Below are 19,253 nucleotides of genomic sequence, written 5' to 3'. Positions count from 1 at the left end.
CTGGTGGTGAGCTATGAGTCCTCCAGGGCGCATTGGCACTGTAGTGCTAGTCGGTCTGAGCCTGATCGTGCTGGTGATGCTGTGGCTGCCGTGGCCTCTCCTGCCCTTTGCTGTATCGACCTCCGCCGTGGCGCTGTCAGTGACTCTGCTGGCAGCTCTGCTCAGTCTGGGGGCGGCCCTTTTCCCTGAGCGGACCGCTTCGGGGAGGAGGTACCAGCCCTGGAGCGGGCACGAACGAGCGGCCTGGTTGTGCGTTGCGGGCGGGCTACTCCTCCGGGCTATGGGCATCAGCTGGCAGCTAATGGGTACGATCCCCTCTTCCGGCCTGGGCCACCTGGCCAGTGCGCTACCAATGTCAGTGCAGCAGCTCATGCCGCAGGTGAGCCTGCTGCTCTTCTCCCTGCTGCTCTTCTTCTCTCTCTTTCTCTGGCCCGCTGCCAGTGCCGGACGGGGGCGTCTGCTCCTGGCTCTCGACGTCCTGCTTGCTCTGCTGGCCATTGTGGGCCTGGCCCGGAATCTAGGAGTCTGGGCAACGCTCGGCTGGCCCTTCACCTTCGAACCTCCTCCCTGGGAGGCGTCGATCATCCCTCTGGTCGATCTCCTCCTGGTCGGTGCCGCTGTCTGGCTGTTACTGCGCCTGGCAACCGCCAGCGACTCAACCTATCGCCGTTCTCCGCGCCGTGTCAGTCTGCTCTGCCTGGTCACTGGCCTCCTGCTCTACGCTTTGGCCGATCTCCTACTCCATCGCGTCTCGGCCTGGCCCCGGCTTGGACCAGTGGCGGAGCCACAAAAAGAGCTGGCGGCGATGATGGACGTGGGCCTGCTGCTCTGTGGTCTGGCGGCCTATCTCAGACGGGTTGTCACGTTTGGCCCCACTGGCGCAGCCGAGGGAGAGCCTCTGCCCAGTGAAGAGACCCTTCTTCGTCAGCTCGGCTCGCGTGCGGTCGGGAGTTCCAGCCGCCTCCTGCTCTGGCATCTTCCTCTCTGTCTGCCCTCACTGCTGCTCATTGCCTGCTGTGCTGTCCTGGGCTGGAGAGCCTGGCAAAGCGGGCTGCAGCCGTTCGCCACAGAGCTGCTTATCCTCAGTCTGGCCCTACTGGTGGCCTGTCTGCGTCTCCTGCTGACTGTGGGTGAGAATCGCTGGCTGCGTCACCTCCTCTTTAGGAGCTATCAGGAGGAACTAGAGCACCTGGAGGTTCAGCTATACAGCGCCAGCCGGCGCAGCAATGCCCTCGAAGCGCAGCTGATCCATCTCAAGGATGTGCTGGCACGTCTGGCTGCCGGTGATCTGGCCGCGCGCCTTGACCCGACGGCCACGGATGAGGAGCTTCGGCCCCTGGCGCTCAGCCTGAACCAGCTGGCCGACCGAGAGATGCGCCTGGAGCTGTGGAATGAGCGCAACCAGCTCTTACGAAGAGCGCTGGAAGATCTCTGTGCCGCTCTAGAGCGCTGCCCTGCCGGCGAACCGCTCATCATCCCTGTCTCTTGTGAAGGGGTACCGCAGATTGAGCGCCTGCTGGCCATAACGGGTCTGCGCCAGTTTGCCGAGCCGCCACGCCGGTTATCGGGGTCCGCAGGCAACGCGAGCGCTCTTCCGCCGCTCGCTCCCCCGGGCTTAGCAGCGGCAGGCGGTCCGAAGACGGGGGCCTCGACAGAAAAGCTGCCAGTCGAGAGGCTGTCTGCGCCTGTTGAGCCGCCCCTGCCAGAGCAAAGCGAACCCTGGCTGTAGCGGCGAATCATACAATATATATGGGATCGTGCGCCATGTTACTGCTAAGGGAGGACCTGGGAACGATGGGAGGCCACCAGGCCAGGCTCAAGCGGGAAAAAGAGCTACTGACGGCTACACCCTGGCCGGCTGCTGAGCGCTACCAGTGGGACGACGAGCTGGAGGACGAAGAACGGGAGACGGGGCTGTCTGCTCTTCTCACGGTCTTGAGCGCTCGCCTGGAGCAAGGCTTGCAGAGGACCGGGGTCCAGGAGCCGCTGCTCTTTGGTCTGCGCCACCTTTTCCACCAGCTCGCCACCCTTTATCTGCGGCGCTTGCCGGCCCTCGGAGCAGCCACGCGCCCACTCATGGATGGACTGGTTCCCCCGGACTATCTACCAACGCGTCACGCTATCTGGCTGGCCCTGCGCGAAGTTAGCGACAATCTGCTGCAGTGTGATCTCTTCTGTAAGTTGCTCACAAGTGCCAGTGGCGGTCTACTGGACCTGCTCGATCGCCGCTCTGCCTCTGATCCCACTACGATGGCTTCTGCTATGCCCCCTTTGCCGGCCATTGCCTCAACCCCTCCGGCGGGCTGCTGTCCGCTATGGCTCAGGCAGCAGCTCACCAGCTGGCAACAGGACTATCAGCATCTCCCGCCTTTTGCTCTCCAGTTTGGTCGTCCTGGCTCCCTGCCTGCTGAGGTCGCACTAGAGAGTTCGGCCCGCCTCGATCGGGCCTTCGCCTTGCTGCTCGAAGAGGCGGGGGCCATTTTCGGCGAGCTGCTGCCAGGTCTGACGCAGCAGAAGGAGAGCGAGGGCGCCGCGCGAGAGCTGGCCCTTTTTCTGTTAGACGTGACTCAGCATGGGGAGCAGATGCAGCTGATACTCGATGGTCTCTGGGAGCCACTCAGCGCGATTAGCGAGGCCTTTGGCGTCGATGCGCTGCTCTATGCTCTGCAGGCGAGGGAGAACAAAGGGAGGAATACAGCCTGAAGCTGTGCGATCATTTCCCGTTAAGTGTCATTACTCTCTCATGAGAAGTGTCTGTCCGGGCAGAGCGCTGGCCTGCATTCTGCGGTCAGGCCGGGAAGCAAGGACGATCTATCCCCAGGCAGCGCTGAGTGATGAGTGAGAGCGTCAAAGAGCATTCATAAAACCACAAGAAGGGTGGCGACCTGGCGTGGTACTCGTTCCGCAAGAGGAGACGCTCAAGACAGGAGGTTTCCCCAATCGGCAGGAACACTATCGAGCCAAGTATCGCTTGCACAAACCAGGCTGGCGAGATAGTCTCAGCCTCTATGTTGAGCTGGTTGAGCGCGTTGTGGGACCTGAGACCTGGGTCCTCGATATTGGCTGTGGTCACAGTGATGTCCTGCGCGCCGTCTATGAGCGCACGCCGCATACCTACGGCCTTGATCCCGATGCCCCAGCTCTGGCTTCGAATACTATCATTCGCCACAAAGTGGTAGGCCGGGCAGAAGCTCTACCGTTTGCTAACGACACCTTCGATCTGGTGACGTGCGCCTGGGTGCTGGAGCACCTGGAGCAGCCCGAGTCGGCCTTTCGCGAGATCGCGCGTGTCCTCAAACCCGGGGGCCATTTCCTTTTCCTGACGCCTAACGTCTGGAACTACAACGTCTGGATTATTCGGAGCGTTCCCCATCGCTTCCATGCCCCGCTCACGCAGAAGCTCTATGGGCGACAGCCCCACGATACCTATCGTGTCTACTATCGAAGCAACTCGCCGGGCCGGATCGAGCGTCTGGCGCGGGCTGTTGGCCTGGAGCGAGAGCAATTGCTCCTGAACGGGGACCCAAGCTATATTAGCTTTAATCGCCCGCTCTTTGCCTTTGCCTGCCTGCTTGAGAAGATGCTCGACTGGGGGCCGCTGCGTGGGGCCCGCGTTCACCTCATTGGCAGCTATCGCAAGGCCCCGGCGGAGAGCGAGCAGAAAGGCTCTCCCCAGGATCAGCAAGGCTGAGGGGGAGTGAGGGCAGAGGGGGCAGTCCTGCTGATCCACTGGCTGCCTCTCTCCTGCTGACCGGCATCAGCAAGGAGGCAGAATACTGATCTTAACCACAGGGGCGCAGTCTTAACGAGAACGCAACCAGATCGATGTCTCGTTTCTGCTGAATACAGAGTACAGTAATAGCCAGAGCATCCATAGCGCTCGATTGAGAGAGGGGCGCGGGCGAGCGCTGGCCTGAGTTCTATTCATGCTGGTCATGCTGGCTGGTCTTGCTTGCGACCCGACAGCAGTATGGCAGTAACAGCCAGGAGGGGCTTGCTTTGCCAGCTGCCGGCAGGGCCTGGCAGGCAGAGGAGCAGAGAGAGATGAGCACCCGCATGGTTTTACCGGTCTGGCAGGGGGCGGCAAGCAGCGGAGCAACCTATGTGCAGGTTGATAGTCTGCGTATCCTCGCTGCTGAGCTGAAACAGCTGTTGAACGCCGGGGGGGAGCGGCTGGGGATAGTAGTAATCACCCTGACCTTTGCAGGCCAGCGCTCGCCTGCCCTGGTAGAGAGGCGTGCTCAGGCCACCTGTCGTCTGCTGGCGGCCCTACGCTCGTTGGTGCGTAGAACGGACCGCGTTTTTGTCCTCGGCTACCGAGGCTATGTTGTCTTGCCTGACTGCGATGAACCTGGCCGGATGGCAGTCGAGGAGCGCCTCTGGTGGGCGCTCTGCTCGCGGGTCCGCTCGCTACAGAGCTGTGAACTGGCGAACCTCACAGCCCTGGCTGTGGGCGGGTGTATGCTTGAGCGTGCCGACAGTCAGAACCTGCTGAGCGTGCTTCGTGAAGCGGCTCGTCCACGACGGGTCCTGAACGCTCCTCTAGTAGAGGCTGCCGAGCCTGTCGCTGACAGTGAGACCGATAGCGAAGGGAAGCCAGGTCAAGAGCGCGCGTCAGGGCCGACCCCGGAGTTGGCTCAGGCTCTGCCCCCAAAACAAGATCAGCGCCTGGCCCCTGGTGTTCAGTTCTCGCTCTCCTTGGCACCTGTGGAAGAGCTATTAGCCGAAGCGCGTCGGCTGGGGATTCCCTATCTCGCGCCCTTGCCCAGGCGCGTGCCGGCCAGCGTCCGACAGGCGATCAGTCCCCATCTGGCGCACGAACTCCACTGTTGTCCTATCGGGCGCGCCCGTAAGACACTGACCGTGGCCCTGGCCGATAGCCGCAACCATCGAGCCATCCTGGAGCGCCTGGAGCGTGAAACGGGCCTGCAGATCTTCCCGGTTTTGACTCCTGCCCACGAACTCCAACAGGCCCTGGAACGCCTGGGTACAACCTCCTCCTCGCATAAAAGACGCTAGCAGCTGGTTGGCAACACTACTATCCCCTCTGGTCGGGGCAGGTTGCCTGGCAGCGCAGGCGGGTGAGTCACCTGTGCTGCGTTTGACGCCCCGTCTCGCGCTTGCTAAGATAGAGAAAACTGCTGTCACCGCAGCGCATGGCCTGGCGGCTGGCTGGGTGCTGGCCACGGCAGCGGCGTTGAGTTGTTTATAAAGCCCTGCCCGGGGTCCTCTCAGCCTTCTCCAAGGCCTGCGTGTCGCTTTGGCCAGTAGGCCAGGAGGTGAGGCAGTTGTATTAGTTGTGCGTTACAGCTGCATGCGTGATCACAGAAGGAGGAAAGGCGCTAGCCTGGTCCTGGTCTCAATCTTACGTAGCTGGCCAGGATAGAGAAAGGCGCGGCGCCTGTATCTAGCTCAGTATGAAGATTCTTGTCACAGGAGGCGCAGGCTTCATCGGCTCCCACCTGGTCGATACCTATCTGGCGGCTGGTCATGAGGTCTTCATCGTCGACAATCTCTGGAGCGAGGGGGGCGGTAACCTGGCCAATATCTCCCCACAAGCCCGCTTCTTCCGCGCTGATATTACCGATGCCGAAGTCATGCGCGACCTCTTCGCCGAGGTGCGGCCCGAGGTCGTCAGCCATCATGCTGCCCAGCACAGCGTTGCCGTCTCGGCCCGTGATCCTCTGCTCGACGCTCGCGTCAACGTCCTCGGCCTGCTCACCATCCTGCAGAACTGCACCCAGGCCGGCGTGCGCAAAATCATCTTCGCTTCGTCGGCGGCGACCTATGGCACGCCGCCGCAGCTGCCCGTCACCGAAGAGACGCCACAGCGGCCCGAGTCGCCCTACGGCATTACCAAGATGGTTGGTGAGCATTACCTGCGCTATTGGCATGAGGCCCACGGTCTGACCTACACCATCCTACGCTACGGCAACGTTTACGGGCCACGTCAGGACCCCAACGGCGAGGCGGGCGTCATCGCCATTTTTGCCCGTCGCTTCCTCACTGGGGAGAGTGTGCGCATCGACTGGGACGGCGAGCAGGCCAAGGATTATGTTTTTGTCAGCGATGTCGCCCGGGCCAACCTGCTGGCGCTGGAGCGAGGTGACAACGACGTCTTCTGTATTGCCACCGGGCGGCCTACCTCGGTCAACGAGATCTACCGTCAGCTTGTCAATCTCACTGGCTTCGAGGCCCCCATCCAGCGCGCTCCCAAGCGACCGGGCGACATCCGGCTTGCCTACTTCGACTGTGGCAAAGCAGCGCGCTTCCTCGGCTGGCAGCCGCAGGTCACGCTGGAAGAGGGCATTCGCCAAACGGTCGAATTTTTCCGCCAGAGCCAGGCCCGCGGCTAGGGCCGGACTCGGGCGGAGGGGAAAGCAACGCCGGTGCGGCTCACTCGCCCGACGTAGACGGCGCAGGAGTAAAGAGGCCGAGGCGATTGCCGGCGGGATCGCGGAAAAGGGCCCACCAGCCGAGGCCGGGGATCTCCGTCTTCGGAATCAGGCAGCGCCCGCCGTGGGCCTCGATCGCGGCCAGCGTGGCCTCGATATCCTCGCTGGCCAGATAGATCAGCGGCTCCCCCTCGCGTTGGCTCTGGCCGTCGGGGCCGGGAAAGCCCCCGTGTATCCCGTCTTGGGTCTCAAAGTACAAATAGTCGTATCTGCTGTTATGTCTCATTTGCCAGCCGAACACAGCCTGGTAAAAGACGGCACTGGCGTCGCGGTCGCGTGTTGGCAACTCAAGGTGGATAATACTCCGTTGGGCCATGAGAGACTCCTTTCTATGCTCCTGAGCAGCAACTCATGCGCATCCTGGTCTGCAACCTGACTGGACCGGCTGTCAAGATCGCTGCCCGCATCGGTCAGGTCGGCCAGGACAAGGACCAGTCTACCCCTGACCTGGTGACAACACTATGTCACCATTTTCTCCTCCTCGGAGCATGCCAGAATCTGGCTGGCGAGCCTTTGGAGACACTGGCGCAGGGCCGTCGGCGTCAAAACCCGGGCTTCCGGGCCTAAGCTCAAGAGCTGGCGCGCCAGTCAGTCATAGTCGTCTGGATTCCAATGCAGGAGCAGCCAACCACTGCCATCGGCCTCGCGCTGCAGGCGAGCTGCCAGCGGGATGCAGCGCTCAAGACGTAGCGCCCCGCGCTCGGTCAGGCGGATGCAGATCTCTGGGAAGGCTGGATCTTCCCACCGGTCCCTGATCTCCGGTGGCTTCGCGCTGGGAGGCTCGGTCAGTATCTCCAGGCGGAGCAGGCGATCGACGCGATAGAGGCGCACACAGTCGTGTTCCAGAGAGTAGGCATAGCAGTACCAGAGGCCAGCGTTGGTAAACAGGCGCTGGGGCAGCAGGGTCTGCTCCGACTGGCGCCGCTCCGAGCGATAGGTTACCCGAACCCAGCGGCCTGCCGCCAGCGCCTGCAGCAAATCGCTAAAGAAGGGCACTGGGAACTCTGCCCCTCTGGAGCGCGCCGCGGATGAGGAACTCAGCATCTGTTCCAGGCCTGGCTCGATCTCCTCACGCGATGGCAGCAGCGCCGTAATCTTGGCCCACAGCGAGGCCCGCGCCTCCTTGAAAGGAACTGAGCGTAACTGCAAGAGGCTGCTCAGTGCCAAACGCAGCAGCAGGGCCTCGTGCAGCGACAGCGGCAGGGGGGCCAGGGCATAATCCGCTGGCAAGCTATAACCGCCGCCTGGTCCCGGCTCGGCCACTACCGGCATGCCCATCTCACACAGGGCCTCGATATCGCGCAGAATCGTGCGGCGTGAAACCTCGAAATGTCGCGCGAGAGAGGCGGCGGTCCATTTACCGCGCTGCAAGAGCAGCACAATGGCAGTCAAGCGATCCATGCGGTGCATCAGTCTACCCTCTGGCGAGTGTCAACCGAGCCTCCTGTCCGTCCCGGTCCTGGGTGATCGTGCTCCGACCTTTCCTCTCTCCTTTTCTCTGCAGACTTCAGGATTCCGGTAGGATACGCTCGGCCAGCTCATAGAGAGCGTCGGCCAGCGACTCGATCAGCTCGCGCTTCGCCAGCTTGGCGCGCCACTCAGCGGGGATGGCCTCCTCGCCGTAGAAGGCGCCCGCCAGCTGGCCATAGACCGCCCCGGTCGAATCGGCATCGTCGCCCAGGTTTACCACCAGCAGGCAGCCCTCGCGGAACGAAGTGCTATGGTAGAAAGCCCAGAGCGCCGCCTCCAGCGTCTTCACCACATAGCCAAGGCCGCGGATCTCTGGCGGCTGACGCACTTTAAACGAGCCAGCCGCTACCTCAGCAATCTCTGGCGTCAGCGGCTGCTCCTCCCAGGAGCCGGGCACCGGCGTATAGAAAGGCGTCAGCAACTCCTCCTTACTGACGCCATCCAGCGCTCCCACGATCAGCCCGGCCATATAGCGGCAGGCATCCACCGCTGTCGCCGTTGCGTGCGTCGTACGCGAGCTGAGGGCGGCCTTCTCCAACGCGACCCGCGGATGACGCGCATAACAGAGCGGCACAGGAGCCAGGCGCATCAGGGAGCCATTGCCTGCGTAGTGCGGATCAGGGGAGCCGGCCAGCGGGTCTCCCGTCTCATCAAAGCGCCTCAAAGCCCTGGCCACCGTACCCCCGATATCAAAGCAATAGCCCGTACTCGACAGATAGCCCTCATCACGCCAGCGCACATAGCGTTCCATCTGATCGCGCACATCAAAACCCTGACATTCCACCAGGCTGGTCGCCAGGCAGAGCGCCATCGACGTATCATCGGTCCACTGGCCGGCCTGCAGCCCAAAGGGTCCCCCACCGACCATATCGGTCAGCGGAGCAAAGGAACCAGGAGATCGGAACTCCAGCGTTGTGCCCACAGCATCGCCACAGGCCAGACCGAGCAGGCTCCCACGGTAACGAGCACGTCTATCCATCTTGCAATTCCTTTCTTGTCTAATGTCAGTTATTATACACTATGATCTCATAAATTCTTTTATTGGGTGCATCAAGGGTTAGCAAGCTTAAGAGAGCAGATTGACACAGACAGAACGTCTGGCAGCGAGGAATTTGGTGCATGGAATCTGCGGGAATAGACAGCCTGCCTGCACTGTTTAAAAACATGGGAAAACCCGTTTACACCAGAAACCTCAGAGAGGATTCCCTGAGATCGACGCATCGTGCAGAGCGCGGTCGAGGGGAAGTGTCTGCCGCGGATGGCGCTGTGCTGGGCGAGGCGAGGCGAAGCGAAGCGAAGTGCGGTAATGCAGAAGCCAGCGCGTGGGGGTGTGGTCGGGGGGGACGACGGAGGAGAGCGCGAGCGAGAGCCGTGGGCCGATGCGGCGGCTGACCAGCGACAGTGAGAGCGATCCGCAAGGCAGAGCTAGCTGCTTGCTCTCCTGCCCAGAGATAATAGTATAATATTGACAGCCTGCTAATTTGTGAGGAGGTGCATGCATCTGGCAGAGAGGGAATCGGAAGCAGTCCTACCTCCAGAGAAAGGAATCCTCGCACTCTTCTCCGCACCATCTTTTTTTCTGGCGGCAACAGCGTCGTCGACTGCCAGAGTCAGGGTTGCATTCAGCGAGCAGACGAATTGGATCAACTCCAGCGTAGCGTGGGTTGTTTGATGGGTGGGGATGGATATTTTGCGTGTTTTACGCAGCGCAGTAGTCACGCGGCGAATGACACTATATTGATTAGCTAGCTAGTTTCGTAGGAGGAAGGGAACGATCATGCCAGGATCGAAGAAAGTTCGCGTAGCCATTGTGGGCGTTGGCAACTGTGCCAGTTCGCTTGTGCAAGGTGTCTACTATTATCGCAACGCCAGGCCGGACGACTTCGTACCGGGGCTGATGCACGTCACCCTGGGGGGCTATCATATCAGTGACATCGAATTTTCAGCAGCTTTCGATATTGACCAGAACAAAGTTGGCAAGGACCTTGCTGAGGCCATCTATGCTGCCCCCAACAACACCTACCGCTTTGCCGACGTTCCGCCGCTGGGAGTCAAAGTCTATCGAGGCATGACCCACGACGGGCTGGGCAAATACCTCTCGCAAGTCATCACCAAAGCGCCGGGCAAGACCGACGATGTTGTGCGCATTCTCAAGGACACCGGGACCGACGTCCTGGTCAACTACCTGCCAGTTGGTTCCGAAACAGCCACCAAGTGGTATGTCGAGCAAGTGCTGCAGGCTGGTGTTGCCTTCGTCAACTGCATCCCGGTCTTCATCGCGCGTGAGCAGTACTGGCAGGAGCGCTTTAAAGAGGCCGGGCTGCCGATGATTGGAGACGACATCAAGAGCCAGGTCGGCGCCACCATTGTTCATCGTGTGCTTGCCAAGCTCTTCCGTGACCGTGGTGTGCGCCTGGAGCGCACCATGCAGCTCAACGTTGGCGGCAACACCGACTTCTACAACATGCTAGAGCGTGAGCGACTGGAGTCCAAGAAGATCAGCAAGACCAACGCCGTCACCAGCCAGCTGGACTACGAGCTGTCACCGGAGAATGTCCACATTGGACCATCGGACTACGTAGCCTGGCTGCAAGATCGCAAGTGGGCCTACATCCGTCTGGAGGGGCGTACCTTCGGTGATGTGCCGCTCAACCTGGAGCTGAAGCTAGAGGTCTGGGACTCGCCCAACTCTGCCGGCGTCGTCATTGACGCGGTGCGTATGGCCAAGCTCGCGCTGGACCGTGGCCTCAGCGGCACCCTGATTGGACCGAGCGCCTACCTCATGAAGTCGCCACCAGTGCAGTATCCTGATGATGTCGCGCGCGCCATGACCGAGGCCTTTATCCGTGGCGAGGAGCCAGAGGCCGCCTCTGCGCGTATGGAGGCTGTGGAGCCAAGTAACGGCTACAAGGTCGAGGCCCCCAGCGAGTAACCACGGCAGCAGGTGCGAACAGCTCACACGAGGAGAGAGGCGCTGGCAACGAGCTATCAAGCCTGATGCTAGCCTTGCACCTCCTGCTAATCGTCAAGAGATCAAGCCAGGTTTCCAGACAGGCGCTGGCACTGCCTGCCCGGGAACCTGGCCTTTCTTTGAACGGAACGAGCGATGGGCTGGATGATAGATGAACCGCTACGAGCGCTGTACGCTTGGAGCATTCGTCACGGTCGAAGCATTAGCCGCTGCTTGCTGGTGCTGGTCCTGCCCCGAGCGTAACAGCTCCTCGCGTACAATGGTCACCTCTGGTGGAGCGCTGATCCCGATTTTGACGCGCTCCCCCTCGACCGCGAGGACCGAGATGCTAATGACCCCACCGAGAATGATGCTTTCACCAACTTTGCGTCTCAAAACAAGCATGTAAGGCTCCCTTCCCCAGAAGCATTTCCGAGACGTCCCTGCGCTGCAGATGACACCTTACAGGCGTCTCTTCAAGCCGAACACAGACGAGATGCCGAGCAGCGAGTGGGCTTCCTGCTCACACTGGACGTTGCTGGTGACGGAAACGGGTAGGCCGTTTCCTGTCACTGGCACGGAGCACAACAAACCGCTGGTCTGTGAGCGCCTTGTGCAGATTCAATGTGCGCTCTTTGTCAAAAGACGATTCAGCGCCAGGATTTTCCGCACAAGCAAGCGAGGTTCGATCTCGCAGACCCGCGTGCGCACTCGCGCTGGCGATAAAACTACCCTCTCTGTAGATTGTACACCGTGCTTCAGCAACCACTGTTTCCCCGGGCGTTGCGCGCAGTGGGGGTCTATCCCTGTTGACGGGCCGCAGCGCCTTGGCCATCGTCTCAGCGCTGAGCGGCCCTGCTGCTGTGGCCGAAGCCGCCGTGGTCGTTGAGAGTGATGCGGAGCCCTGATCTGCACCTGGGTACCCTCCCCTGAAAGGTGTGACACCGGGGCTGGCTTTCCTGCCGAGGAAGCCTGCTCCCTTCTCGTCGTCAACAGGTCGCTCACGATCAACAGGGAAACCAGGGATCGTAATAATACTCTGTTTATGATACTATACGATCCAGGCTATGGTACAGTGGGGACTTGCTGATGGGCGAGCGAATCGATTTGCCGGGCGTGTTCGTGTGTTGATGTAGAACGAGTACTTGTGTAACTCCCACGCTTGTGCTGTGGTTCGTGTAGCCCGAGACTGATACGCAGGTGAAGCAGCGTCTGAGCGTGCAGCTGGCTCACGCGTGACTGCGAGATGCCGAGTATCTTGCCGATTTCGCTCATGCTGAGGCCCTCGACATAGTAGAGGGCGAGTAAGAGGCGCTCGCGGCGAGGGAGGTGCTCGATAGCCTGGCTGAGGGCTTGCAGCAGCTCACGGCGCTCGACTGCACTGGCCGGCTCGGGGGTGGCATGGTCTTCCAGGGCATCGCCGAGGGAGTAAAGGTCGCCCTCGCTCTCAGGCGCGTGAAGGGGGCTATCCAGCGAGAGAATGACCGTACCTACCTCCTGGAGCATGCGGCGATAGCGGCGCAGTGAGACTCCGAGCGCCGCGGCCATCTCCTCGTCGCGCGCTGGTCGCCCCAGCCGTCGCTCCAACTCGGCCATCGTCTGCTCGACCTGCTTGATGCGCTGCAGGGCCGAGCGCGAGAACCAGTTGAGGGCGCGTAGCTGGTCGATTACCGCTCCCCGGATGCGCGGGCTGGCAAAGGCTTCGAAGCTGATCCCGCGCGTAGGATCGTAGCGATCGATGGCGTTGATGAGGCCAAGCATGCCGTAACCGATCAGATCATCGACTTCCAGCAGGCTGCGTGTCGGAATGCCTAACCGATCGACGGTGACTTTCACCAGCGGTACATAAGCCTCGATCAACAGGCGGCGCTGTGCCTGACTGTGGGTGCGCATGAACTCGGCCCAGATCTCTTCCAGGTGCGCGGAACTGGTCATCGATAGACATCTCCTTGCCGGACTGAGGTCTCGCCCTGCTGACTTGCTCTCCTCTCCTCGTACTTCTGGCCCTCACGGCTCATCGGCTGGACTGCCTGCCCTCTCTATCCTGCCCACTCCCCTCTGGCTTGTGATCTATTGCTGGCTGGGCTGACTCTCCCTGGCAGGGTGTGCCTGGTTGGCCTGGGTGACTGACTGCTTGATCGGCTGACAGGCTGGGAGGATGTGGATGTCTGGGCTAGCAGTTGCCTGGGGCGCTTCATGGCGCTGGTCCGGTGGCCCGTCGCTGGCTAACTTTGCCAGCTGGGTTTGTTGGGTTTGTCTGCTCCCTTGTCTAGCTAGAGTGTACGAGAGTGCTTGCTGTTGAGCTACTGACGGAGGTCGCTTCCTTGCTATGCCAAAGGTCCTGAGATTCTTTCGGCCCTGAAATTCTCTCGCCAAGCAAAGGGGGAGGTCTAATCGCCGGCATTTTTTTGCCGATATGGATGTTCTATAGAGAAAGATAAGGGAGATTGGGAATCCCCCTCCGCTTGCCAGAGCGAGAGTGTTCGCGCCCGGCTCTGACTCAGCAGCCGGACGCAGCTGCTTTTTGGGCGGGCTGATGCGCGGCGCTGGTGAGTGGATCGGCTGGGGTAGGAAGTAGCTTCCCCAGTGAGTGAGCGGGTCATGTAACAGAGCAAGCATACAGATAGAGATAGACAAGCTGAGCTGATGGCAGCTTTGCATTGAGAGGAGACAGCGTCCTATGGATAGACGAGAATATGAGAATCAACATGAGCAGGAACCTGCCTGCGGCGAGGAGCGCTCTCCAATGGAGCAGCTACACCTGCCTCTGGAGGCCAACGAGCAGACGCTGCCAGAGGCGGAAGCCCTCGATCCCTTGCGCGAAGCTGGTTTTCTCCCGGAGGAGATTCAGCGCCTGCTACAGCTGCGCCGCCGTGTACAAAAGAGCGGTGAGATCCCGCCCTATCTCAGCGGCGACCCGCATCTGCAGTTCGCTCGCTGGCTCTATGAGCATGGGGCTATCGGCGAATTTTCTGAATCGCAAGAGGAAGCCTCCTGACCCTGCGAGCGGAGACAACGCTCGACAGTGATTGGTTCCTGCTTCGGCCAGGATAGAGCAGGACGAAGCGCGGGCAGCTTCTTCGGCAGGGGAGGAGCGTGCTCCTGCTGGGAAGCTGCCCCCTGGTCACTGGTGTCTTTCTTTTTGGCAATCCCGCCCCGGTGCCTGATAACCTCTTCTGTCTTGTTCTCTGCTTTGCGCTGGGCAACCTGGCTGGGGAGGCTGTTGGCCGGATGGCTGGAGGTTAGTGCAAATGCACTCTCTGCTGCCAACGTTTGTGCGGGCTGTTTTACACCCCCTTGTCAGCCACCCGGGGAATGTGATATACTATGCGCCGGAGAGATGTCAGAGTGGTTGATTGAGCCGCTCTCGAAAAGCGGTAGGGTCCGAAAGACCCTCGTGGGTTCGAATCCCACTCTCTCCGCCACAAATAGTGACTCGCTCACGCTTATCCCGGCGAAGCGGGTCACTCCCATGTTAGTCTCCCTGGTCGGGCCGCTGTGAGCGAGAGAGCGCAGTGGCAGCCGGTGATTGACATGGTTGTTGCTATCTTACGGAGGAGTCTCATAGTGGCCTAGTGAGCACGACTGGAAATCGTGTGGGGTTAACAGCCCCCGTGGGTTCGAATCCCACCTCCTCCGCCATCTTGAACCGGTGAGGGAGATGATCCCCGCCGCGATCAAAAGAGAAAGCTCAGAGTTCCGGGATGAATGGCGCTCCCATTCGTCCCGCTTTTTTTGGAGAGGTCACCTGGACCCTGCTGTGCAGGTCGCTCAGGTGGTGCTTCCGGGCCTGGTCTGATAGGTTCCTGTCGACCTGCCGCTGCTGGTCAGTCCCTTCCTCATCCGCGAGCAAGGCGTGTTCTGGGGAGGTGGCTGGAGTGGTGCGGGCTGAGGGAGTGGGGAGCAGGAAAGGGGCCTCGGTCGGATCAGGGTCTGGTGAGGGAGTGGGCGTAGCTATAGGCGTGGCTGTGGGTGCGGGAGGTGAGGGGGAGGGAACGGGTGTAGGTGACGGTACAGGGGTTGGTGTTGGGGTGGGGGTGGGAGAAGGTGCTGGTGTTGGGGTCGGCGTCGGTAGGGGTGTAGGAGAAGGGACGGGCGTAGGTGTTGGTGTTGGGGTAAGCGTGGGGGCCGGTGTCGGGGAGGGCTGAGGTTGAGGTAAGGGCGACGGCGAGGGCTGGGGCCGTGGCGTGGGATGCGGCTGAGGACGTACCGTCGGCGTAACCACAGGCAGGGCCGTTGGTCCCGGCTGCGGCATGGTCAGAGGACTCCCGCATGGCGGGAAGGGTGGAAAACTCAGGCTGCTTCCTGACTGAGAAGGGCCACCGTGGCTCGGCGGCGTCAGACTAGGCGGTAGGGGAACCGTCATGGTGCTTTCGGCAATGCGCTCCTGCGTCTGGGCCGCCAGTGCTCCCTCTGATTGGGAGGAGACAGGCCGACTTGACTGGCTGCCCAGCCAGATCGGCAGGCCGAAGCTCAGTAGGGCTGCTAGCGCCAACAGGGTGAGTAGCAGAAAGCGCAAAGCACAGCCGCGGTTCCACAGCGCCATCACCGTATCCAGCATGCTGATGCCTGCTCCTCTCCTCGCCTCTTCTCCACCGCTCACTGCCCGCCAGGCTAGCGTGTCACCGGCTCACTGCCGCCACGGCGTTCTCGCTGGCTAGCCTCATGACTGAGGCCGGCCTCTCCCTCGCCATGCTCCTCCAACTCAACGCTCATCAACGTCGAGAGCTGGCGCTCCTGCTGGAAGCGCCACAGCAGCTTCTCCAGGCAAAGTACGCATTCCAGGGGACGGCGCATCGTGAACAGCTCGCGGCGCCGCCAGTGATCGGCCAGGAAGGCCACCCCGTTGCGCTGGCGGATCACCTGCAGCACATGGTCGTAGCCAAGCAGGATCTGACAGCGGCGCCCCAGATAGATCAGACGGCGATCGGTCAGAATGAGCAGACCGTGGTCGCGCACGGCCTCCTCCGGGGGAGCGAAGGGCCGGAGCTGCTCATTACAGAGCGTTGCCTGGCAGCAATAGTAAGCGCGCTCGCCGAAGGCCAGGCGAACGGGGACCTGGATAGGTGGTAGAGGGTCCTTCAATGGGGAGCGCCGTCCGCGTTGTCGGGAGAGCGTAATCTCCTGGCGACGCTCACGCTCCTCCTGAAGGCGGGCCTGGCGGCGCTGCAGTAGCTCCCGGCGAGCCATCTGCCAGCCTGTCGGCGCCAGCGCGCGCATCAGGGCTGTCGGCGTTTCTCTTGCGGTCGGAGGGGCAGCCGTCTCTGCCGGGTCAGCGCTGGTTCTCTCGGAGTCGGTGGGCGCCGGCTCATGGCCAGGGACTGCAAGCAAGCGTGCCTGCGGGCAGGTGCGCAGCAGATAATCAACCATCTTGCGCACATCCTCCACCGCAGCAATTCCACGCAGAATCACGCGCTGCTGACCAAAGGTCAATTCCAGCCGGGCCGAAGGTAGGCCCAGCAGGGAGCGATAGATCGGGCGAATCTGGGTCAAGTGGCGCAGCTCGTAGACGACCCCGTGAACCCGCAGATGATCAGGGTAGAGCTGGAAGAGTCGGCCCCAACCACACGTTCCTTCCACAATTGGCAAAGGCAGAGGATGCTGCGCCCACTCGGCGGCGTCGACCTGGTTTCTGCCTCGCTCAGACCTCTTCTCCACTTCCACGTCCTCTTCCTCACCCACCGTTCTCGTTGCTGTTGCTTTCAAAGCACTTTCTATCTACGAGAACGTTTCAGGCGATCTTTGGTAACACGTGGCGATAACTTTGTATCTGTCGATCACTGGGTTTGCTGGCAGGAAAGAGAAGAAGGCTAGCCTCAGCTGAAGCGGCGCAGCCAGAGGCGCCAGAGACTGCGGCGCAGCGGCGGCCAGAGGCGTTCCAGCTCGGACCTGTCGGCACTGCTGGATAGCTCGTAGGGTGGGGCCCAGCGCTCGCGCACAAATAGCTCGGTCAATCGACGCAGCGGCAGGGAGGCCTCCGGCATGGCGCGGCTCAGCCGTGCGCTGTACTCGTATGGCGTCTGCCAGGAGCGTGGTTGGAAGCCGGCCAGGCTCGCCAGGCGGCACAAGCGCCAGAAGAGCCGTGCCACTGGACTCAACTGGCGATCAAGCTGGCGCCTTCTGATGCTCGTCCCGATGGCCAGCACCAGCAACAGACCCAGGCCCGTTGAAGCCAGCAGCGTCAGCAGCAGCCAGGGGGATGACAAGACTCGCTGGAGCGGGCCACGAGGAGTCTCAGGGCGCTGATCGGGCGCTGGAGGGGTGAAAGAGCCTTCCTGACCGGGCTGGCTGCCCGCTGTGGCAGTGGAGCTATGGGAGACTGAGGACGCAGATGAAGGGGCTGGCGTTCCCGAAAAGGCCGGCCCGAGAGCGAAGCCGGGAGTTGGATCAAAATCGATCCAGCCCTGGCCAGCAAAATAGATCTGAACCCAGCTGTGGGCGTCGCTGCCATTGACCACCCACACCTGGCGTCCGGCATCGAAGTGGCCCTGGCTAAAGCCCACGACAATGCGTGCCGGGATCCCCAACAAGCGGGCCATCACCACCATTGCGCTTGCATAGTAGGTACAATAGCCAGTGTGCGTCTGCAGCAGCCAGCTCACCACATCGGTATCCGCGGGGATCGGCGGATTGTTGATCGAATAGCTAAACTGGCGCGGATCGCTCAGATGACTCACCAGCAGCTGCATAGCTTCAAAGGCATTGCTTGCGCCCCGTGTCCACTCCAGCGCCGTCTGCATCAATTTGTGGGGCAGGCTGGCCGGCAACTGCAGATAGTCGCGTTCCAGAACAGGCAGGGCCGGATCGCTTTGCCAGAAGCGCGGGTTCGCTGAGAGCAAAGGGATGCGAGCCAGCGCGGCTGCATCGATCTTTGGCACTCGCGCCAGCACCGTATAGCGCTCACCGGAATGCAGCGGCTCCTGCTGAGCCCAGGCGCTGACCAGGCCATCGCCGTAGGTCATGGCCGGGACGCTGAAGCGGGCCGGCTGAGGGGGAGCGAACAAATAGTTGTACTTGCTCTGGGGAACCTGGAGCAGGTGGATCTGCGCGCTGACCTCTCGATAGTGACCGGCGACCGTATCAGGGGGAAGCGGCTGCCCCGCCGCAAAGCGAGTGACCGCGGTCTGCGTTGTCGACGTCCAGCTATGGCCATCGAACTGGTTATAGGTCACAGCTTCCAGATAGGCCGGAGCCGCACTTCCGCTATATTCCAGCACGCTCCCCATTGGCAGAGAGACCGAGCCGCTGACCGTCAGCCGATCGCCGAAGAAAACCGTGGTGTCCAGCGAGGGTGCCTGCGCCGACGGACCTGAGCCAGTCAGGTGTTGATGCAGCAGGGTGCCGGAGAACGTATTCAGATCCTCCCAGAAACGACTCCCCCAGCCTGGTTGCATCAGCGGAGGAAGAAGCAGCGCGGGCAGCAGGGAGAGCAACATGAGCAGGGAGGTCAACGCCAGATTGCGACCAAGCAGAGAGCGCAACCAGGAACGATCGGCGGAGAGGCCCAGGCTATGCCAGTCGTCGAGCAACGTCGCCAGATACAAGCGGCCAATCAGCAATAGGAGCGCGCCGAGCATGACCGGCAGCAGCAGGGGTGAAGCCTGGCGGCTGTACTGGAGATTGACCAGCATAATCGAGCAATAGGTCAATGCCACCAACCAGGGCAGGCGTGCGCGATACGTTAACCAGCTTCCCAGGTAGCCTAAGAAGAAGCTGAGGAAGCAGAGGTAAAGCAGAAAAATATGCTCGCTGGAGACTACCGCCAGGCCAGGGCCAGCGCCGCTGCTCACCATTGCCTGCAGATCAGAGAGCAGCGCGGTCCAGGAGATGTGCAGGGCAGCGCCCGCCGTCAGCGCAAAAGCCACCCAATAGCCGAAGAAAAAGGCCGCGAGATGGAGCAGTGGCTGAGACAGCGAGCGGCTCTTCGCCACGAGAAAGCCGGCCAGCAGGCCCAGAGGAGCGCTCCAGAGCAGAATCCAGGTCCCGGCTACCCAATTGGCTGAGATGATCGCCGCCACCAGGGCTGAGAGCGCGACCGCCACCAGTCCCAATGGCAACCAGCCCTCTGCTGGCACCAGGGCAAGCCTGGAGGAGCGAGCTGGCGATGGCGTGAGAAGGGCAACCTGCCCGGCGACCGTGGGTGTCTCTGCCACTGCTGGACGGGAGCCATTGATCTCGGCCTCCCTCCTCGCCTCTGTCCTCGTTCCCCGATGCTCACTCTGGTGAGCGGCCTCTACAGCTGGAGAAGAAGTGGCCTGACCTGGTTTCATCAGAAGTGGCTCCTGTCCCAACGAACGCTATCCCGGCTCGATCAGCCAAGGCCTCGATGGCTGCCGATGGCATAAGCCTTCTTCCCCCAAAAGACTCCATGCCTCTCT

16 protein-coding genes and 2 tRNA genes are annotated in these 19,253 nt (G+C 61.5%); 9 read left to right on the top strand and 9 right to left on the bottom strand.

Translation table 11 applies throughout. The annotated features are described in order from the left end of the window. Positions 1-13 precede the first annotated feature (13 nt). The 5 genes from KTAU_RS09690 (at position 14) to KTAU_RS09670 (ending at position 6,356) form a co-directional block, all read left to right on the top strand. Positions 14-1,729, top strand: coding sequence for a HAMP domain-containing protein (locus KTAU_RS09690; RefSeq protein WP_151728185.1), 1,716 nt, complete (start codon positions 14-16; stop codon positions 1,727-1,729). Between the two features lie 35 nt (positions 1,730-1,764). Beyond that, entirely contained in the window at positions 1,765-2,703 is a 939-nt protein-coding gene (locus KTAU_RS09685; protein WP_228026380.1) for a hypothetical protein, read from the top strand. A gap of 187 nt (positions 2,704-2,890) precedes the next feature. Beyond that, complete coding sequence (locus KTAU_RS09680) at positions 2,891-3,691, top strand: class I SAM-dependent methyltransferase (protein ID WP_170293183.1); 801 nt, start codon at positions 2,891-2,893, stop codon at positions 3,689-3,691. A gap of 353 nt (positions 3,692-4,044) precedes the next feature. After that, the gene (locus KTAU_RS09675; RefSeq protein ID WP_151728182.1) at positions 4,045-5,019 is read left to right on the top strand and encodes a GspE/PulE/PilB domain-containing protein; all 975 of its coding nucleotides are present in this window, start codon (positions 4,045-4,047) and stop codon (positions 5,017-5,019) included. A 398-nt stretch (positions 5,020-5,417) separates the two neighbouring features. Beyond that, positions 5,418-6,356 (top strand): SDR family NAD(P)-dependent oxidoreductase, encoded by a 939-nt coding sequence (locus KTAU_RS09670; protein ID WP_151728181.1) that lies wholly within the window; start codon positions 5,418-5,420, stop codon positions 6,354-6,356. Between the two features lie 40 nt (positions 6,357-6,396). Here KTAU_RS09670 and KTAU_RS09665 read toward each other — a convergent pair whose 3' ends face one another. From KTAU_RS09665 to KTAU_RS09650, 4 genes are all read right to left on the bottom strand, one after another. Beyond that, positions 6,397-6,771, bottom strand: a complete 375-nt coding sequence (locus KTAU_RS09665) for a VOC family protein (RefSeq protein WP_069805355.1) — start codon at positions 6,769-6,771, stop codon at positions 6,397-6,399. Between the two features lie 143 nt (positions 6,772-6,914). Further along, entirely contained in the window at positions 6,915-7,001 is an 87-nt protein-coding gene (locus KTAU_RS22495; protein ID WP_443098648.1) for a hypothetical protein, read from the bottom strand. 42 nt (positions 7,002-7,043) lie between these two features. Then, a complete protein-coding gene (locus KTAU_RS09655; RefSeq protein WP_151728179.1) occupies positions 7,044-7,865 on the bottom strand; it encodes a helix-turn-helix transcriptional regulator in 822 nt (273 codons plus the stop codon). A 97-nt stretch (positions 7,866-7,962) separates the two neighbouring features. Next, complete coding sequence (locus KTAU_RS09650; RefSeq protein ID WP_151728178.1) at positions 7,963-8,904, bottom strand: ADP-ribosylglycohydrolase family protein; 942 nt, start codon at positions 8,902-8,904, stop codon at positions 7,963-7,965. Positions 8,905-9,702: 798 nt separating this feature from the next. On the opposite strand from KTAU_RS09650, the gene KTAU_RS09645 reads away from it, so the two are divergent. Then, the gene (locus tag KTAU_RS09645) at positions 9,703-10,857 is read left to right on the top strand and encodes an inositol-3-phosphate synthase (RefSeq protein WP_151728177.1); all 1,155 of its coding nucleotides are present in this window, start codon (positions 9,703-9,705) and stop codon (positions 10,855-10,857) included. 198 nt (positions 10,858-11,055) lie between these two features. On the opposite strand, the gene KTAU_RS09640 is transcribed toward KTAU_RS09645, so the two are convergent. Together KTAU_RS09640 and KTAU_RS09635 are read right to left on the bottom strand one after the other, a co-directional pair. After that, positions 11,056-11,280, bottom strand: coding sequence for a carbon storage regulator (locus KTAU_RS09640; protein WP_112432649.1), 225 nt, complete (start codon positions 11,278-11,280; stop codon positions 11,056-11,058). 660 nt (positions 11,281-11,940) lie between these two features. Next, complete coding sequence (locus KTAU_RS09635) at positions 11,941-12,810, bottom strand: FliA/WhiG family RNA polymerase sigma factor (protein WP_151728176.1); 870 nt, start codon at positions 12,808-12,810, stop codon at positions 11,941-11,943. A 745-nt stretch (positions 12,811-13,555) separates the two neighbouring features. On the opposite strand from KTAU_RS09635, the gene KTAU_RS09630 reads away from it, so the two are divergent. The 3 genes from KTAU_RS09630 (at position 13,556) to KTAU_RS09620 (ending at position 14,517) form a co-directional block, all read left to right on the top strand. After that, positions 13,556-13,873 (top strand): hypothetical protein, encoded by a 318-nt coding sequence (locus KTAU_RS09630; protein ID WP_151728175.1) that lies wholly within the window; start codon positions 13,556-13,558, stop codon positions 13,871-13,873. 336 nt (positions 13,874-14,209) lie between these two features. Then, positions 14,210-14,300 (top strand) — tRNA-Ser (locus KTAU_RS09625). A gap of 128 nt (positions 14,301-14,428) precedes the next feature. Then, positions 14,429-14,517 (top strand) — tRNA-Ser (locus KTAU_RS09620). A 49-nt stretch (positions 14,518-14,566) separates the two neighbouring features. On the opposite strand, the gene KTAU_RS21765 is transcribed toward KTAU_RS09620, so the two are convergent. From KTAU_RS21765 to KTAU_RS09605, 3 genes are all read right to left on the bottom strand, one after another. Beyond that, entirely contained in the window at positions 14,567-15,436 is an 870-nt protein-coding gene (locus KTAU_RS21765; protein ID WP_174844061.1) for a hypothetical protein, read from the bottom strand. 53 nt (positions 15,437-15,489) lie between these two features. After that, positions 15,490-16,533: a hypothetical protein gene (locus tag KTAU_RS09610; RefSeq protein WP_151728174.1), complete on the bottom strand. Its 1,044-nt coding sequence runs from the start codon at positions 16,531-16,533 to the stop codon at positions 15,490-15,492. A 158-nt stretch (positions 16,534-16,691) separates the two neighbouring features. After that, positions 16,692-19,145 carry a DUF4129 domain-containing transglutaminase family protein gene (locus KTAU_RS09605; RefSeq protein ID WP_151728173.1) on the bottom strand — a complete coding sequence of 818 codons (2,454 nt, stop codon included), beginning with the start codon at positions 19,143-19,145 and terminating at the stop codon, positions 16,692-16,694. Between the last annotated feature and the right edge of the window lie 108 nt (positions 19,146-19,253).

Origin of the sequence: Thermogemmatispora aurantia (assembly GCF_008974285.1) — a bacterium.
In the GTDB taxonomy this organism is placed as follows: Bacteria; Chloroflexota; Ktedonobacteria; order Ktedonobacterales; family Ktedonobacteraceae; genus Thermogemmatispora; species Thermogemmatispora aurantia.
This window is presented reverse-complemented; position numbering and strand designations above follow the sequence as displayed.

What these genes read in the sequence shown, in the direction of transcription:
- KTAU_RS09690 (WP_151728185.1), top strand. Translation starts at nt 14, where the DNA reads ATGAGTCCTCCAGGGCGCATTGGCACTGTAGTGCTAGTCGGTCTGAGC.
- KTAU_RS09685 (WP_228026380.1), top strand. Translation starts at nt 1,765, where the DNA reads ATGTTACTGCTAAGGGAGGACCTGGGAACGATGGGAGGCCACCAGGCC.
- KTAU_RS09675 (WP_151728182.1), top strand. Translation starts at nt 4,045, where the DNA reads ATGAGCACCCGCATGGTTTTACCGGTCTGGCAGGGGGCGGCAAGCAGC.
- KTAU_RS09670 (WP_151728181.1), top strand. Translation starts at nt 5,418, where the DNA reads ATGAAGATTCTTGTCACAGGAGGCGCAGGCTTCATCGGCTCCCACCTG.
- KTAU_RS09665 (WP_069805355.1), bottom strand. Translation starts at nt 6,771, where the DNA reads ATGGCCCAACGGAGTATTATCCACCTTGAGTTGCCAACACGCGACCGC.
- KTAU_RS09655 (WP_151728179.1), bottom strand. Translation starts at nt 7,865, where the DNA reads ATGCACCGCATGGATCGCTTGACTGCCATTGTGCTGCTCTTGCAGCGC.
- KTAU_RS09650 (WP_151728178.1), bottom strand. Translation starts at nt 8,904, where the DNA reads ATGGATAGACGTGCTCGTTACCGTGGGAGCCTGCTCGGTCTGGCCTGT.
- KTAU_RS09645 (WP_151728177.1), top strand. Translation starts at nt 9,703, where the DNA reads ATGCCAGGATCGAAGAAAGTTCGCGTAGCCATTGTGGGCGTTGGCAAC.
- KTAU_RS09640 (WP_112432649.1), bottom strand. Translation starts at nt 11,280, where the DNA reads ATGCTTGTTTTGAGACGCAAAGTTGGTGAAAGCATCATTCTCGGTGGG.
- KTAU_RS09635 (WP_151728176.1), bottom strand. Translation starts at nt 12,810, where the DNA reads ATGACCAGTTCCGCGCACCTGGAAGAGATCTGGGCCGAGTTCATGCGC.
- KTAU_RS09630 (WP_151728175.1), top strand. Translation starts at nt 13,556, where the DNA reads ATGGATAGACGAGAATATGAGAATCAACATGAGCAGGAACCTGCCTGC.
- KTAU_RS21765 (WP_174844061.1), bottom strand. Translation starts at nt 15,436, where the DNA reads ATGCTGGATACGGTGATGGCGCTGTGGAACCGCGGCTGTGCTTTGCGC.
- KTAU_RS09605 (WP_151728173.1), bottom strand. Translation starts at nt 19,145, where the DNA reads ATGAAACCAGGTCAGGCCACTTCTTCTCCAGCTGTAGAGGCCGCTCAC.